General features: G+C 64.6%; 12 protein-coding genes. 4 read left to right on the top strand and 8 right to left on the bottom strand.

Going from position 1 to position 14,666, the window contains the following annotated elements; translation table 11 throughout:
- Window positions 1-14 precede the first annotated feature (14 nt).
- The 7 genes from I2488_RS14995 to I2488_RS14965 all read right to left on the bottom strand — a co-directional run bounded on the left by I2488_RS14995 (window position 15) and on the right by I2488_RS14965 (window position 7,797).
- Complete coding sequence (locus I2488_RS14995; RefSeq protein WP_196276626.1) at window positions 15-1,346, bottom strand: SMP-30/gluconolactonase/LRE family protein; 1,332 nt, start codon at window positions 1,344-1,346, stop codon at window positions 15-17.
- A 180-nt stretch (window positions 1,347-1,526) separates the two neighbouring features.
- A complete protein-coding gene (locus tag I2488_RS14990; protein WP_196276625.1) occupies window positions 1,527-2,345 on the bottom strand; it encodes a DUF6644 family protein in 819 nt (272 codons plus the stop codon).
- Entirely contained in the window at window positions 2,342-2,971 is a 630-nt protein-coding gene (locus I2488_RS14985; RefSeq protein ID WP_196276624.1) for a DUF6644 family protein, read from the bottom strand. Before I2488_RS14985 ends, I2488_RS14990 begins: the two co-directional genes overlap by 4 nt.
- Window positions 2,972-3,159: 188 nt before the next feature.
- A complete protein-coding gene (locus tag I2488_RS14980; protein WP_246465695.1) occupies window positions 3,160-4,395 on the bottom strand; it encodes a carboxylesterase/lipase family protein in 1,236 nt (411 codons plus the stop codon).
- A complete protein-coding gene (locus tag I2488_RS14975) occupies window positions 4,392-5,390 on the bottom strand; it encodes an alpha/beta hydrolase (RefSeq protein WP_196276623.1) in 999 nt (332 codons plus the stop codon). Before I2488_RS14975 ends, I2488_RS14980 begins: the two co-directional genes overlap by 4 nt.
- Window positions 5,391-5,425: 35 nt before the next feature.
- Window positions 5,426-5,941 carry a DUF3237 domain-containing protein gene (locus I2488_RS14970; protein WP_246465694.1) on the bottom strand — a complete coding sequence of 172 codons (516 nt, stop codon included), beginning with the start codon at window positions 5,939-5,941 and terminating at the stop codon, window positions 5,426-5,428.
- Window positions 5,938-7,797: a bifunctional sugar phosphate isomerase/epimerase/4-hydroxyphenylpyruvate dioxygenase family protein gene (locus I2488_RS14965; protein WP_196276622.1), complete on the bottom strand. Its 1,860-nt coding sequence runs from the start codon at window positions 7,795-7,797 to the stop codon at window positions 5,938-5,940. Before I2488_RS14965 ends, I2488_RS14970 begins: the two co-directional genes overlap by 4 nt.
- A 279-nt stretch (window positions 7,798-8,076) precedes the next feature.
- Between I2488_RS14965 and I2488_RS14960 the strand changes: the two genes are divergently transcribed.
- From I2488_RS14960 to I2488_RS14945, 4 genes are all read left to right on the top strand, one after another.
- A complete protein-coding gene (locus tag I2488_RS14960) occupies window positions 8,077-8,748 on the top strand; it encodes a TetR/AcrR family transcriptional regulator (protein WP_246465693.1) in 672 nt (223 codons plus the stop codon).
- A gap of 73 nt (window positions 8,749-8,821) precedes the next feature.
- Window positions 8,822-10,039, top strand: coding sequence for an MFS transporter (locus I2488_RS14955; protein ID WP_196276621.1), 1,218 nt, complete (start codon window positions 8,822-8,824; stop codon window positions 10,037-10,039).
- A 98-nt stretch (window positions 10,040-10,137) separates the two neighbouring features.
- The gene (locus tag I2488_RS14950; protein ID WP_246465692.1) at window positions 10,138-13,095 is read left to right on the top strand and encodes a TonB-dependent receptor domain-containing protein; all 2,958 of its coding nucleotides are present in this window, start codon (window positions 10,138-10,140) and stop codon (window positions 13,093-13,095) included.
- Window positions 13,096-13,155: 60 nt separating this feature from the next.
- The gene (locus I2488_RS14945) at window positions 13,156-13,983 is read left to right on the top strand and encodes a shikimate dehydrogenase (protein WP_196276619.1); all 828 of its coding nucleotides are present in this window, start codon (window positions 13,156-13,158) and stop codon (window positions 13,981-13,983) included.
- Window positions 13,984-14,137: 154 nt separating this feature from the next.
- Here the strand turns inward: I2488_RS14945 and I2488_RS14940 are convergent, their stop codons facing one another.
- Window positions 14,138-14,665, bottom strand: a complete 528-nt coding sequence (locus I2488_RS14940) for a TonB-dependent receptor domain-containing protein (protein ID WP_196276618.1) — start codon at window positions 14,663-14,665, stop codon at window positions 14,138-14,140.
- Window position 14,666: the final 1 nt, after the last annotated feature.

The raw sequence follows: 14,666 nt of genomic DNA, 5'->3' as shown, positions 1-14,666 counted from the left end.
TCTTTATGTTCTGATCACTTGCCGGGGCGGTCGACGCTCTTGGTCAGCGTGGCGATGCGGTAGGCCGAGCCACGGCCCACGGCGTAGAGGTGCGCGTGCTCCTTGCCGCCAAAGGCAAGGTTTTGCGGCTGCTTGGGCAGCTTGATCACGCCGAGCGGCTGGCCCTCGGGCGAGAACACCTCGATGCCGAGCGTGCTGGTGACGAAGACGCGCCCGTCCTTGTCGACGACTATGCCGTCCGCGCCGCTGGTCGGGCCGGTCGGCGTGGTCTTGAAGCCCGCAAGCTTGGCGAAGTCGCGGCGTCCGGTCAGGCTGCCGTCGGCGTTGACGGTCCAGGCGAGCAGGTATTCGCCCTGCGTGTTGGCGACATAGACGGTCTTTTCGTCCTGGCTCAGGGCAACGCCGTTGGGGCGACGGATGTCATCGGCAACGAGGTGGACCTTGCCCTTCCTGTCGAGCCAGTAGAACCCGGTCTTGGGCGGCGTTGCCGGAGCGGCAGCGCCCGGCGCGGGGTTGGCACCCGGATCGGAGAAATAGATGTTGCCGTTACGGGCGAGCGCAAAGTCATTCGGGCGGCCCAGCGGCTTGCCGTCGAACTTGCTGGCCAGAACCTTGGGTGTCGGCTGCAGCACGGCGATGCCCGAAGGCGCGGTCTGCACGGCGAGCAGTTCGCCCTTGGCCGAAAGCGCCAGCGCGTTGGCACCGCCGGTCTTCTCGAGGTAGGTCGAGACCGAGCCGTCGAGGCCGAGCTGGACGATGCGGTCGGCGCGGTTTTCGGTGAACAGGATCGAACCATCGGCGAGCGCGATCGGCCCTTCGGTGCCCTCGAAGCCCTCGCGCACCACTTCGACGCGGGTTCCGGCAGCGACCACGCCTGCAATCTCGGGGGTGACGATTTTCTGGCCGTAGAGGAAACCGCCCTCGGCCGCGTAGTCCTCGACGCCGACGGCGCCAACCACGTTGAAGCCCTTCGCTGCAAGGAGGCCAGCAGCTTTCTGCGCCCGTCCCGCATGGTTCGATACGGTCACGATCTGGCGATCACGCGGGATATAGGACAGAAAGCGGTCGAGTTCGCTGATCTGGATGTTGAGGAACACCGGCAGACCGCCGAGCTGGCTGATCTCGTCAGCGCGGCGCACGTCGATGAACACCACCTTGTCGGGTGTGGCGAGCAGGGCGTCGATCCTTGCCTTGTCCAGCTTGGGTGCCGCAGGGGCTTGCGCTGCGGGCGCGGCGGCTTGGGCCAGCGCTGGTTGTGCAGGAACCATCGCAATCAGCGATGCGCCGAGCGCGAGAAGGACGATCGTGCTGCTCTTGCGCGCGGACTGGAAGATTTCGTTCGGCATTATGGCCCCCATCAGAAATTGATCTCGATGGGAGCCGCTTAGTCAGTGGCAGCTAAGGTAAAAACGAAGTAATCGGAATATGCTTATTATACCAATAAAAAGATCTCGGACGAACGCGAAAGAGCCTCTTCTTCCAATAAAGTCGGAAGAAGAGGCTTTTATTAAATCGAGAAAATTCTATCAGCTAAAGCCGATCCATCGTCCCGCTGCCGCAACCGTGATCCATGCGAGTGATGATGACAGCGCAGCGACCTGAATTCGTCCCATAACAGGCGCCGCATTGCTGCGGTTCTCGAACCAGCCCGCTGCCACGGCCGCACCAAGCGCCAGCACCACCGCAACAAGGCCGGGCATTGCGCTGCCTTCGGGGGCAAACTTCAGCGAGAGCAGGACGGCCAGCACCACCACGCCGCCAAGCGTTGCAAGGTAGGCTGTGCGATAGCGGGCAAGGCTTGCGGCAAAGAGCACGAAACCGGCAAAGGCCACGATCAGCGAGCCCGATGAAAGTTCGCTCGTTGCGGTGAACAGTACCAGTGCGACCAGCCACAGCGTACCTGCGGCAAAGGCCAGAACCAGCGGCGGCGGGCCGTCGGCTGCGGCATTCTCGCGCACCTGCCGCGAGACGGCCAAGCTGAGCAGGATGGCTGCGATCAGCGCGATCATCTTCACGAAGAACGCACCGTTCGGCAGCAGCGTCACGATCGTTGCAACGCCCATGTAGATGCCGGTGGCAATCGTTCCGATAATGCCTATCCGCAGCCACGGCCGGGTCGCAGCCTCGACCGTGCTGGCAGGTACATCCTTGAGGATCGCGCCAAGCAAACGCAGGTTCAGCACCAGTACTGCACCGCCAAGGATGACCATCGAGAGCAGGTGCGCGGTTTCGACAATAGCGAAGAGCCAGGTCGTCTGGTTCAGGTCCTTGATCCATTCGATCTGGGCAAAGCTGTCGAGCGGAGCCTGCAGCGTCGGCAGGGTGTCCCGGAAGTTGACGCTCATTGCGCGATCTCCTCGTCAATCTTTTCAATCGTCTGGTCGTAGACTTCGCACTGCGCCACCGCGCCGACCAGCGGACCGGGGTTCATGCACTTGGTCCAGTCGTACGCCATGTAGCGACCGGCAAAGATCACCACGAACCACAGCGCGATGGAGGTCGCTCCCGAGGCGCGCACGGCATTCGGCGGCACAGGCGCTTCATCCCACTGCGGGCGGTTGGCCTGCACGCGATAGTGGAACCAGAAGATGTTGATGGCCGCCACGACAAGGAAGCCCAGTTTCAGGCGGAAGGCGAAGTTGTGCCAGTATTCCAGCGGATTGGAGAAGAACAGCAGGCTGCCCGTCAGCAGAAGCACGGCAAATCCGCCCACCGTCCATGGCAGAACCTCATCCGCCACTCGCGAGACGGGCACGTTGCGGAAAGCAATGCCAAGCAGGCGCAAGTCGACGAACAGGATCGTCCCGGCAAACAGCATCAGTGTCAGCACATGCGTGCCTTCAAGCAGCATCCACAGCCGTTCGGACGACAGCAGCTGCGCACTCCAGGATGTGTCTGGAACGATCTTGCCCGAAGCGTCAATCGTCGCACCCAGCCTGTATTGCAGCTCCGCGAGCCAATGCGAAATCATCAATCCCTCGTGTTCCCTGGCCGCACGCTGCAGCTCGCCCGCAACGCGAACGTCGCAAGTTTGTGGTTTGCCGTTAGGTGAGGGTCGTTGCCTGCGGAACTACGCGTTGTTCATAAGCTTGCCACGACTGGTGCTAAGGCCGTCGCTTGACCACGGTTCAAGATCGTGCAGCACTACGGTGCGGATGGTCAAAGGAAGCTGTCAGTCCAAGCGAAGCGTCCCGTGCCCACAAACCGGCTACGTGGGTGTCCAGACCTCGGCGCGTGGAGGACCGGTGCCCTGCCATGGCGGTTCTGCGCCCGGGCCCATGTCGCCATCTGCAGGCCGACCGTGCCATCGCGGGCGATGCTTGCAGCGGCGTGGGCGCCATCGGACGCATAGGCCTTGAGGATGGCATCGGCGTTTGCGGGGTAACGCTCGCGCACGGCAGCAGCGAGGTTGTCGGCCGGTGCGAAGGGGCGGAAGCTCTCGTCCCGAGTGTAACCGATCAGCACCGGTACGTCGGACTGCTGGTGTGCGGCGAAGACTTCTTCCAGCGACCCGGTGACGACTTTGCCGTCGCGGACGATGGGGTCGCGCCGGCTCGCGGCGGCGGCGATGCGGTCACCGGGCAAGGCGCGCATTTCGGCAAGCGAGGTGGCGCCAAGCTCCTTTTGCAGGGCGAGGCCCTGTTCCTCGGCTTTGGCCAGCGGAGCGGGGCCGAGCATGCCGCCAAAGGCGCTGCCGCTCATGGCCACGGCTTTGGCGAACAGGCCCTTGGCAAGCGGCGAGGCCTGCAGCAGCGAGACCGACATTGCCCCTGCTGACTGGCCGACGATCGTGACAATGGCGGGATCGCCGCCGAACCTGGCGATGTTGCGCTGGACCCATTGCAGCGCAGCGATCTGGTCCATCAGGCCGTAATTGCCGGAAGCGCCTGCTTCGGCGGTCAGCTCCGGGTGGGCAAGGAAGCCCAACGCGCCAACGCGGTAGGCGAGATTGACGCGGACCACGCCGTCTCGTGCAAACGGTTCGCCGGAGTAGTTGGCCATCGAGGCCGAGCCGATGTTGAAGCCGCCGCCGTAGATCCACACCACGACGGGAGCCTTGGCGGCGCTCTTCGGTGCCCAGATGTTGAGGTAGAGGCAGTCCTCGCTGGTCGCTTCGTTGCCGAAGTAGTGGTTCTGCAGCGAACCGCGCAGGGGCTGCAGGCATTCGGGCGCGAAGCGATCAGCATGGAGCACGCCCTGCCATGGTTGCACCGGCTGCGGTGCCTTCCAGCGCAGATCGCGCAACGGCGGCGCAGCGAACGGAACACCGAGCCATGCACTGACACCGGACGGGAGAGTAACGCCCTCGATCTGACCACCATCGACCGCAACGGGTTCGGCGAAGGCGGGCGGCGTGGCGGCAAGGAGCAGCGCCGCTATCAGCTTGCGGATCATTTGCGCGGCACGCCCAGCTTGTCGTGGAAGAAGTCGAAAGTGGCGTTCATCGCCTTCAGCGAGGTGCGGCGGGTGTCGTCGGGCGTCTGGCCCATGAAGCTGTGGTCGGTGGCGGAGTAGTAGGTGGCGCTGACCGGGACGCCCGCGGCCTTGAGTGCGGCTTCAAGTTGGTGCGATTGCGCGACGGGCACGACCTTGTCGTCCACGCCGTGCAGAAGCAGGACCGGTGAGTCCTTGGCATCGACATAGGTGATCGGGCTGGCGGCGCGGATCGCTTCGGGGGAGCAGGTGCCGTCCTTGCAGCCCAGAAGGCGCTGTTCGGCAGAATCCTTCTGCGTGATGCGCGGCATCGTGGCGAAATCGTGGATGCCGTACCATGCGGCGGTGGCCTGAATGCAGGCGTCATTGGCCGAGGCGGGATCAAGCGTGGCGTCGATCTTGCCGTTCGTGCAGGCAAGGCCTGCCAGTGCGGCGAGATGTCCACCGGCCGAGCCGCCGAAGACGCCGACGCGGGCCGGGTCGATGTGATACTGCGCGGCATTCTGGCGCAGGAAGCGCAGGGCGGCGAAGACGTCTTTCGCCTGCGCCGGAAAGGTCGCCTCGCCCGAGAGGCGGTATTCGACGCTGGCGACGGTAAAGCCTTCGGCGGCGAAGGCGGCGAGCATCTTCGGGAAATTGTCGAACGCGCCGGACTGGCGGGTATGGCCGCCCATCCAGCCGCCGCCGTGGATATAGAGCACCAGCGGATGCGGTCCCTTGCCTGCGGGCACATAGATGTCGACGATCTGCGGGCGGTAGCCGGGGTTGACCTGGTAGGTCACGTCACGCCACGCCTTGACCCCGCCGGGGAAGGCGACGGGCACTTGCGGGAACTTGTCAGCCATCGAAGGTTCCGGGTTGACCGGGACCGTGCGCTCTGTTGGTGCCTTGGCACTGGCGGGGGCGACGAGGAAGGTAGCGCAGGCGAGCGCCAGCAGCGGGGTGAAACGGGCCATCTTGTCCTCTCCTTGATCTGTTTTTCGTTGGGCGCTCAGGTGACGCGGTAGAAGCGGATGCGCACGGCGCGCTTGCCACCGGGCAGGCTCACCGGATCGAGCGTGCCGATGAAGCAGCCTTGCGAGAGCCAGTCATACTTGCCCTGTGGCGCTTCGAAGACGGGGTGGGTGCGGACGACGGCCTTGGGGTTCTTGGCGCGGCAGCTGACGCCGGTGTTGACGACATTGATCACTGCCCCGTCATCGGTGCGCAGCATGTAGTCGGCCTTGATCTGCATGCATCCGTCGGCCCGGCGCAATTGCCAGTCCCACCCGCCGCCCATGATCGTGCCGCGAATGCCCGGCCCCTCGAACGTGCCGCCGGTGATCGGCACGATGTTGCGGGTGCCGAGCGAGGTTGCGCCGACGGGCACATCGGCATCTAGCGTGACGGTTTCCTCGAAGGCGAACTCAAGCGTGGGCTCTGCGGCTTGAGCGGCAACCGGTGTTGCGACGGGGGCGGCCAGCGCGAGCGCGGCGAGAGCGGTGGTGAAGCGCATCGGTTTCCTCAATCGAGATATTCGGGCTTGTGCCGGGCCTGTGCGGCAAGGCGGATCGGAGCGTTGGCAGCGCCGTAGCCGGTGTAGCCGCGCCTCTCGACCACTTCGAAGAACACGCGGCGGGCAAAGGCGCGGCTGTAGAACTGGAAGTACTCCGCCTCGCCATCGCAATCGTAGAGGATGCCGAGGCGGGCCATGCGCTCGATCAGGTCAGGGTCGAGGCCCCAGCGCGCTTCGAGATCGTCATAGTAATTGCGCGGGATGTCGAGGATCGGCAGGCCATCGGCGCGGGCGGCTTCGGCAACGGCGAAGACATCGGGCGTGGCAAAGGCGATGTGCTGCACGCCGGCGCCGAAGTAGTTCTGCACGAACCGCGAGGTGAGCGACTGGCTGGCGAGCGAGCCGTTGAGCGTGAAGCGCACCGAACGATCGACATTCTCGACCGCCTGGCTCTGCACGAGGCCCATCGGGTCGGCGATTTCGAGCTGGGGTGTCTTCTCCACATCGAGCAGTGCCACGTAGAACAGCAGCCAGCTGAGAAACTCCTCGTACTGCATGGTCTGCGCGATGTGGTCGACGCCGGTGAGGAGTGGCGCGACTTCGGGTTCGAGCGCGTGAGGAAATTCGTGCGCCCACATCGCTTCGCGACTGACCTGGTCGACGAGGTAGATCAGGCTGCCACCGACACCGCGCACGCTCGGGATCGGCCACTCATCGGGGCCGACTGCCTGTTCGAAGCGGGGGATGCGCAGGAAATCGGCGCGGGCAAGCGCGGCGGGAACATCGGGCACGGTGAGTCCCAGCGCGCAGACGGCGGCGCCGTGAACCATGTCGAAGCTGTGGGCGAGGCCCTCGGGTTCGCAATTGACCACGATGCTCGCCGCGCCTTGCGTCCAGCGGGTGACGTCCTTGGTGCGGTGGCGCGCGGTGGGGCGGAAGCCCAGTGGGCGGAGCATGGCACCGAGGGTTTCGGCCTCTTCGTGGCTGGCCGCGAATTCGATGAATTCGACACCCGTTGTGGCAGCGCGCGAGGGGAGGCTCGGCGCGGCTGGCGAGGGCTTGCCGATGCCGCCTTCGAGCAGGCGCAGCGAACGGTAGCCATCGAGCGCGACGCCGCTGGCGGAACCGGCGCGGAAGCGGTCGTTGAAGATTTCGAGGCTCCAGTAACCGTCGTAGCCGATCTTGCGGATGGCCTGCGCCCAGTCATCGAGGGGGAAATCGCCCTGCCCCGGCATCGAGCGGAAATGGCGGCTCCATTGCAGCAGGTCCATGTCGAGCACGGGAGCATCGGCCACTTGCACGATGAACAGCTTGTCGGCACGGATATCGCCGATGCTGGAGGAGGGTATGCGGCGCGACAGCGAGTGGAAGCTGTCGAGAACCAGGCCGATCGAGGGGTGGTCGACATCGCGGACGATGCTCCAGGCATCGCGGTGGTCATTGACGTGGCGGCCCCAGGCGAGCGCTTCGTAGCCGATGCGCAGGCCCCGTGCTGCGGCACGCTCGCCGGCTTCGTGGAGGTCGGCGATGGTGTGGGCCCGGTCGGAAGAGGCGAGCGGGGAGCAGCTGGAGCAGAGCAGGAGCAGGTCGGTGCCCAGTTCCTGCATCACGTCGAACTTGCGTTCGAGCCGGTCAAACGCGCGGGTACGCTGCGGTTCGGGCAAGCCATCGAGATCGCGGAACGGCTGGAACATCGTGCAGGCGAGGCCAAGGTCGGCCATCATCGCGGCAATCTGACGCGCCGAGAGGTGCGTGGAGAGCAGGTCGTTCTCGAAAATTTCGGCCCCATCGTATCCGGCAGCAGCGATGGCCTGCAGCTTGGCATCGAGCGTACCGCTGATCGAAACCGTGGCGATGGACGTTTTCATGTCGGCTTCAGGCTCTCCGTCGCCTCGGCTCTTGCGAGGTTGACACGTCTAAATGTTAGGGACTAGTTCGTTACATAAATTCGGTTTGGGCGCAAGGGGAGGATTGTGAAGGGTAATTCCGATGCGGTGGCCGGAGTGGCGGCGATGGGCGGGGAAAACCCGTCTTCGTCCTGTCACGCGGGCAGACCGCACGGAGAAAAGGCGCTAGGACCGAACCTGACGGGGAGTGCGCTTCTGGTGGAGCGGCGGACCGTCGTGCCAGTTGCGGAGATTGCGACCTTGTCTGACACTTCCGGGCCGGAGACGGCATCTGCAGCAAAGCCCGCGCGCCGAAGCCGGGCCGAAAGCCGCGAGCAGGCGATCAACCAGATCATCGACATCGCGACCAACGAGTTCGTGGAGAAGGGGCTGGCCGGCGCGCGGATCGACGAGATCGCGGGCAAGGCGACCAAGCGCAAGATCTACTACTATTTCGAAGGCAAGGACGAACTGTACCGCGCAGTGCTGCAGCGGGCCTACGCTCGCGTGCGCGAGAGCGAGGCGGAAGTCGACATCGCAAGCGGCAGTGCGGCCGATGCGCTGCGCCGCCTGATCGAGCATGACGTGCGCTACCACGCGCGTCACCCCGAGCTGGTGCGGCTGGTGATGAACGAGAACATCCACCGCGCCGAACATCTCAAGCAGATCGAGGGACTGCCGCAGGGCAACCGCAAGGTGATCGGCATACTCGAGAGCATTATCGCAAGGGGGCAGGCAGAGGGGACGTTTCGCGACGGCATCGACCCGGTCGACCTGCACCTGAACCTTACTGCATTGAGTTTCTACAACGTCTCCAACCAGTTCACCTTCGCGCACAACTTCGGGGTGGACATGACCAGCCCCGAAGCGATCGAGCGCCGGGCCGGGCAGGTGGCGGACATCATTCTGGCCTGGGTGACGAAGAAGGACTGACCGGGTCGGCGGCACGCTGCTGCTCGCCCATGGATCGGCCGGACGTCTGCCTTGCGCCTAAAGGAGAGGACGAATGGCACTTCCCGCACCCGGCTCGATTGCCGAGGGTCCCGCTGAGTGGACGCGCAAGGGGCTTGGTATCGTTGCGCTGTGCTTTGCGATCAACATGGCTGATGGCGTAGACGTCACGATCCTGTCGTTCATCGCGCCGCGCCTGCAGGCGGAATGGGACATCGGCTCGGCCACTATGGGCAACCTCTTCAGCGCAGGACTGATCGGCATGGCGATCGGCGGCATGTTCATTGCGCCACTGGCCGACCGGCTGGGGAGGCGCGCGGTGATCCTTGCGGCGTTATGCCTGATGTCGGTGGGGATGTTTGCCAGCAGCTTTGCGGGCAGCGTGCCAGTGCTGTTCGCGATGCGCGTGATCGTCGGCTCGGGCATCGGCACAGTGCTCGCGGCGATGGCTGCTCTGGCAGCCGAAAGTGCGCCGCCCGCGCAACGCAATCTGGCAGTGGGTGTCGTCCAGGCTGGTTACCCGTTCGCAGCCGTGTTCACCGGTCTGATCGTGGCGCACGCACTGCCGATCCATGGCTGGCAGTCGATGCTGCTCGGGGCGGCGCTGCTGACCTTGATCCTGCTTCCGGTGGCGTGGCTGGTCCTGCCGCACGGAAGACCGACGGCGGCGGAAGGGGCCAAAGCTGCAGGGAAAGTGGGCCAGTTGTTCGCTCCACAACTGCGCGCGCGGACCATTGCGCTGTGGTCCGCGGTGTTCTTCGGGCTGATGGTGCTCTATTTCATCGTCAGCTGGATTCCGAAGCTGTCGATCGCTGCGGGCCTGTCGGAAACCAACGGCATTTACGCGGGCGCTCTCTACAACCTCGGCGCGTTCGTCGGGACGATGGCGATGAGCGTCCTTGCCCTGCGCGTGCCGCTTGGAAAGCTGGTTCCGACGATGCTGACCGGCGCGGGCGTGGCGATGGTCTTGTTCGGGTCCATCGCGATGCCGGTGTGGCTGACGCTGGTCGTCGCCTTCCTGATCGGGGTGCTGCTACAGGGTGGCTACAACGGTGTCTGGCCGATCGCGGCGGGCGCCTATCCGGGCGAAGTGCGTGCCACCGGCGTGGGCTGGGCCATCGGCGTGGGCCGCGGTGGCGCTGTGATTGGACCGATGCTCGGCGGCTATCTCATGGCCGCCAATGCGCCGCTGCCCGCTCTCTTTGCAGCCTATTGCGTACCGTTGCTGATCTGCGCAGCCGCGGCGTTCCTGGTCGAGCGATACAAAGTGTAACTAACCAGTCACAAGTTGTTTGACAGGGACTAGTTCGTCACATAAATGAACCCCCGGTGAAGGGCGGCGAATCCAGCCGCCCCTGGAGGAGGATGACCATGACTTTGAGGGGCACTCGCCTTGCGTTTTCCGCGTCCCTGCTGACTGTTGCTGCCGCGCTCTCCGCGCCCGCGCTCGCTCAGGATGCGGCTCAGGACTCAGCGTCGGATCAGGCTGCGGAAGCGCCGGTCGATACCAAGGAAATCATCGTAACCGGCTCGCTGATCCAGCGCCCGAACAACACTGCCGTCAGCCCGATCGTTTCGGTGAGCGAGACCGCGCTCAAGGAGACCGGCCAGGTCAACCTGCAGGACGCGCTCAACCAGTTCCCGAGCTTCACCACCGCAGGCAATGCCAACACCGGCGGGCAGGGCACCGGCGGCCGCGCCTCGGTCAATCTTCATGGCCTCGGCACCAACCGCAACCTCGTGCTGCTTGATGGCAAGCGCCTGCCGCTGTCGGACATCAACGGCAACGTCGACATCAACATCCTGCCCGATTCCATCATGGGCGGTGTGGACGTGATCACCGGCGGCGCATCGGCGATCTACGGTTCGGACGCAATCTCGGGCGTGGTCAACTTCAAGACCCTGCGCGCTTTCGACGGCGTGCGCGTCGACATGCAGAACTCGATCAGCGAAAAGGGCGACGGCTACAAGTTCAACGGCTCGCTCGCCTTCGGCAGCGGCTTTGCCCAGGATCGCGGCCATGTGATCGCGGCATTCAGCTATGCCAAGCAGGATTCGATCAACGGCAGCAGCCGCGACTTCTTCTTCGACAAGACGCCGTCGTCGTTCATCGGCACCGGCACCTTCGTGCCCAGCGCCACCAACGCCCCGACGGTCGATGCACTTACGGGTGTCTTCGGTGGCTATGGCATCAGTGGCCTGCCGGGCAACGTGAACCTGCTGAACCTCGGCTTCAACAACGACGGGACGCTGTTCACCCAGACCGGCGCGCGCAACTACAAGGGCGCGAACGGCACCAACGGTTATCTGGTCGTCGGCAGCAACGTGCGCATGCCGGTCGGCCAGCAGGTCGATTTCGCCAACGGGCTCGAGCGCAAGACCGCCTTCATGAAGGCAGACTACGACCTGACGCCCTCGCTGACCGCCTACGGCCAGTTCATGTACGTCGACCTGACGGTGAAGACCGCTTCGGGCGGCAGCCTGACGCAGTTCGGCACGCTGACCAGCGTTCCGGTCAGCAATCCGTTCATCCCGCAGGACCTGCGCACGATCCTGGCGTCGCGTCCCAATCCCAACGCTCCGTTCACCTGGAACGGCCGCTACGTTGGCGTACCCTACAAGAACTGGGACGAGAACTACACCGTCCAGCAGTACATGGCCGGCGTGAAGGGCGATATCGCCAGTGGCTGGTCATTCGACCTGTGGGGCGCCTACGACCAGTCGGTCCACGACCAGCAGCTCAACGACGCCGTGGTCAAGAGCCGCGTCCAGACGCTGCTCAACGCGGCCGATGGCGGGGCATCGATCTGTGCGGGCGGCTTCAATCCGTTCGGCGATGCCAATGCCCGCTCATTGTCCCAAGCCTGCGTCGACTACATCACCAAGACCGCGTTTTCGCAGGAGAAGCTGCAGCAGACCCAGGCGCAGCTGCAGGTCAACGGCAAGCTGTTCGATCTGGGGGCTGGTCCTGCACAGATCGCGCTGGTGGCAGGCTACCGCAAGAATACCTTCCGCTACACTCCCGACAGCGACCTGCGCACGCAGAACATCGAGGCGGTGATCGCTTCGCAGCCTGCCTCGGGCCGCATCAGCGTCAAGGAATTCGCCGCCCAGGTCGACGTGCCGCTTCTGGCCGACAAGCCCTTCGTGCGCGAGCTCGGCATCGGTGGCGCGATCCGCTATTCGGACTACTCGGTGACCGGTGGCGTGACCAGCTACGAGTTGGACGCCCGCTGGAAGCCGGTTGACCAGATCCTGCTGCGCGGCAGCTACCAGCGCGCCGTGCGTGCTCCGAACATCGGCGAATTGTTCTCGCCGCAGACCGGCACGCAGCTAGTGATCGGCACCCCTCCGGGCGCACTGGGCGATCCGTGCGACGTGCGCTCGACCGCGCGCACCGGTGCGAATGGCGCGCAAGTTGCCGCACTCTGCGTGGCGCAGGGCATCCCGCAGGCCGCGATTTCGAGCTACACCTTCCCGACCACCGCGACCGGCCAGCTGGTTTCGGGCAACACCAACCTGACGCCCGAGCGCGCCGATACCTACAATATCGGTCTGGTGATCAATTCGCCTGCGCAGAGCGGCCTCTTCGCCGACCTCACGCTTTCGGTCGATTACTACAACATCGCGGTCAAGAACGTGATCTCGACCGTGCCGGGCCTGACCGTGCTGTCGAAGTGCTTCAACCTCGACGGTTCGAACCCGAGCTACGACAAGAACAACCTTTACTGCGGCCTGCTGGTGCGCGATGCTGGCGGCCAGCTCACCACCGTTGCCACGCCTTATCTGAACCTCGGTTCGGTCAAGACCGATGGCGTCGAGGCGCAGCTCAACTGGACGGTCCCGGCGCGTTTCCTCGGCGACGAGAGCGGACGCCTGTTCCTGAACGAGGCGATCGGCTGGCTGCACAGTTACAAGCTGCAGCTCCTGCCCGGAGCGGCAACACTGGATTACACCGGCATCAGCAACGGCGCGGCCGGCGTCAGCAGCCTGCCGCCGCGCGCCACCCCGAAGTGGAAGGCGCTGACCTCGTTCGGCTACCGCTCCGACGCTGCGACGCTGGGCATGCGCTGGCGCTACCAGAGCGCGATGAAGGACACGACCTCGGTCCTGACGCCTGCCACGGCGCAGGTCGGTGTGGGTGCCTATTCGTTGTGGGACCTGTTCGGTTCGGTGAAGGTCGCCAAGTCGTTCGAACTGCGCGCAGGCGTCAACAACCTGTTCGATCGCGGTCTGCCATTCGTCAGCAGCTCGCAGAACGGTACTGACGTTGCGCTCTATGATCCAGTCGGCCGCTCGTTCTACATGGGCTTCAAGGCCAACTTCTGATCCACCCTATGTCCCGGCGCTGCCCTCGGGCGGCGTCGGGATCTTTTGAAGCAGGAACGAATGATCCGCTCAGGTCTACTCGGACGCTCCATTCTCGCATCCCGGTCGCCCGAGTTGCACGAGAAGGAAGCGCAAGCGCTGGGCCTGGAGCTGCGCTATGAACTTTTCGACTTTTCCGACCGGGGCTGGGCCGACGAAGATCTCGCCGCCGTGCTGGCGAGAATGGTTGCTGAAGGCTTCAGCGGGTTCAACGTCACTTATCCGTTCAAGCAGACAGTCGTTCCCCTGCTGGACGCGCTGGATGAGAGTGCGTTGGCGGTAGGAGCAGTCAATACCGTTGCGGTTACCGAGGGACGGCTGATCGGTTACAACACCGACATGGCGGGCTTTCGCGGCTCGTTCCTTGATGGCTTGCCTGGTGCCGGAATCGATCGTGTGGTCCAGCTGGGCGCTGGTGGTGCCGGCGCTGCGGTTGCCAATGCCTTGCTTTCGCTGGGTGTGCGCAGGCTCGATCTGGTCGATGTGGACGAGCGCCGCGCAGCGCGTTTGAGAGACGATCTCGCCGTTCGTTATCCCGATGCCGCAGTATCGGTCCGCCATCCCGGCGAAGTCGATACCCGCGATGTCGACGGCATCGTCAACGCGACGCCCATCGGCATGAACGGCAAGCCCGGCATGCCGATCGCTGCAGCGCTGCTGCAACCCTCGCACTGGGTTGCCGATATCATCTATTTCCCGCCGGAGACCGAGCTTCTTCGGGTCGCACGGGAAAAGGGCTGCCCGGCCATCAATGGGGTCGGCATGGTCGTGGGCCAGGCCGCGCGCGCGTTCGAGATCATTACCGGACACAAGGCCGACAGCCTGCGCATGATGCAGACGCTGCTCTAGGGTCAGGACATATTACTCGCGCCTTGCCGGCACGTGTCATCCCAGAAGATCGGCCGCCGTTGCCGATGTCCCGGTTCTGGAGAATTGGCGAAGCCCCCCGACCGCAATGGCCGGGAGGCTTCCCTGAACAACCTGCAGACGCAGTTGGCCCGGTTCAGAACCGATACGTCGCAGCCGCTCCGAACATGCGCGGTTCGCTGGCCGAGACGCGGTTTGCGGTGCTGCCCGGGAAAACCGTGTTGTTGAGGCCAAGCGCGGCGCCGAGCGGCTGGTACACCGTCAGCGGGCGGTAGTGCTTGTTGGCGAGGTTGCGGGCGAAGACCGAGAGGGTCCAGCGATCGTCGTTGCCGCTCAGCGAGATGCGTCCGCCCAGCAGCGCATAGGGCGCGGCCAGCGACTGCGGGTTGTTGTCGTTGACCGTGCCGACGAACTGGCTGGAGATGAAGGACATCGTGCCGTTGACCGCGAGGCGCATCCCGCTCTGGCCGAGGTCTGTGCCCCAGTCGACCGCGACGTTGCCCGACCACTTCGGCGAGAAGGTGTTGGGCTTGCCGGTCAGGTCCTGCGTACCGGGCAGGCCGGGCAGGTTCGAGGCCGTCTTGAAGTCGGTGAACTTGGAGTCGAGGTAGGCGACCGAGCCGGAGACCGAGAAGTCACGGCTGGGCGCGATGGTCAGGTCCATT

The organism is Novosphingobium jiangmenense (genome assembly GCF_015694345.1).
Lineage (GTDB): Bacteria > Pseudomonadota > Alphaproteobacteria > Sphingomonadales > Sphingomonadaceae > Novosphingobium > Novosphingobium jiangmenense.
Note: the sequence above shows the minus strand (reverse complement) of the source record. Positions and strands in the feature narration are given on the sequence as shown.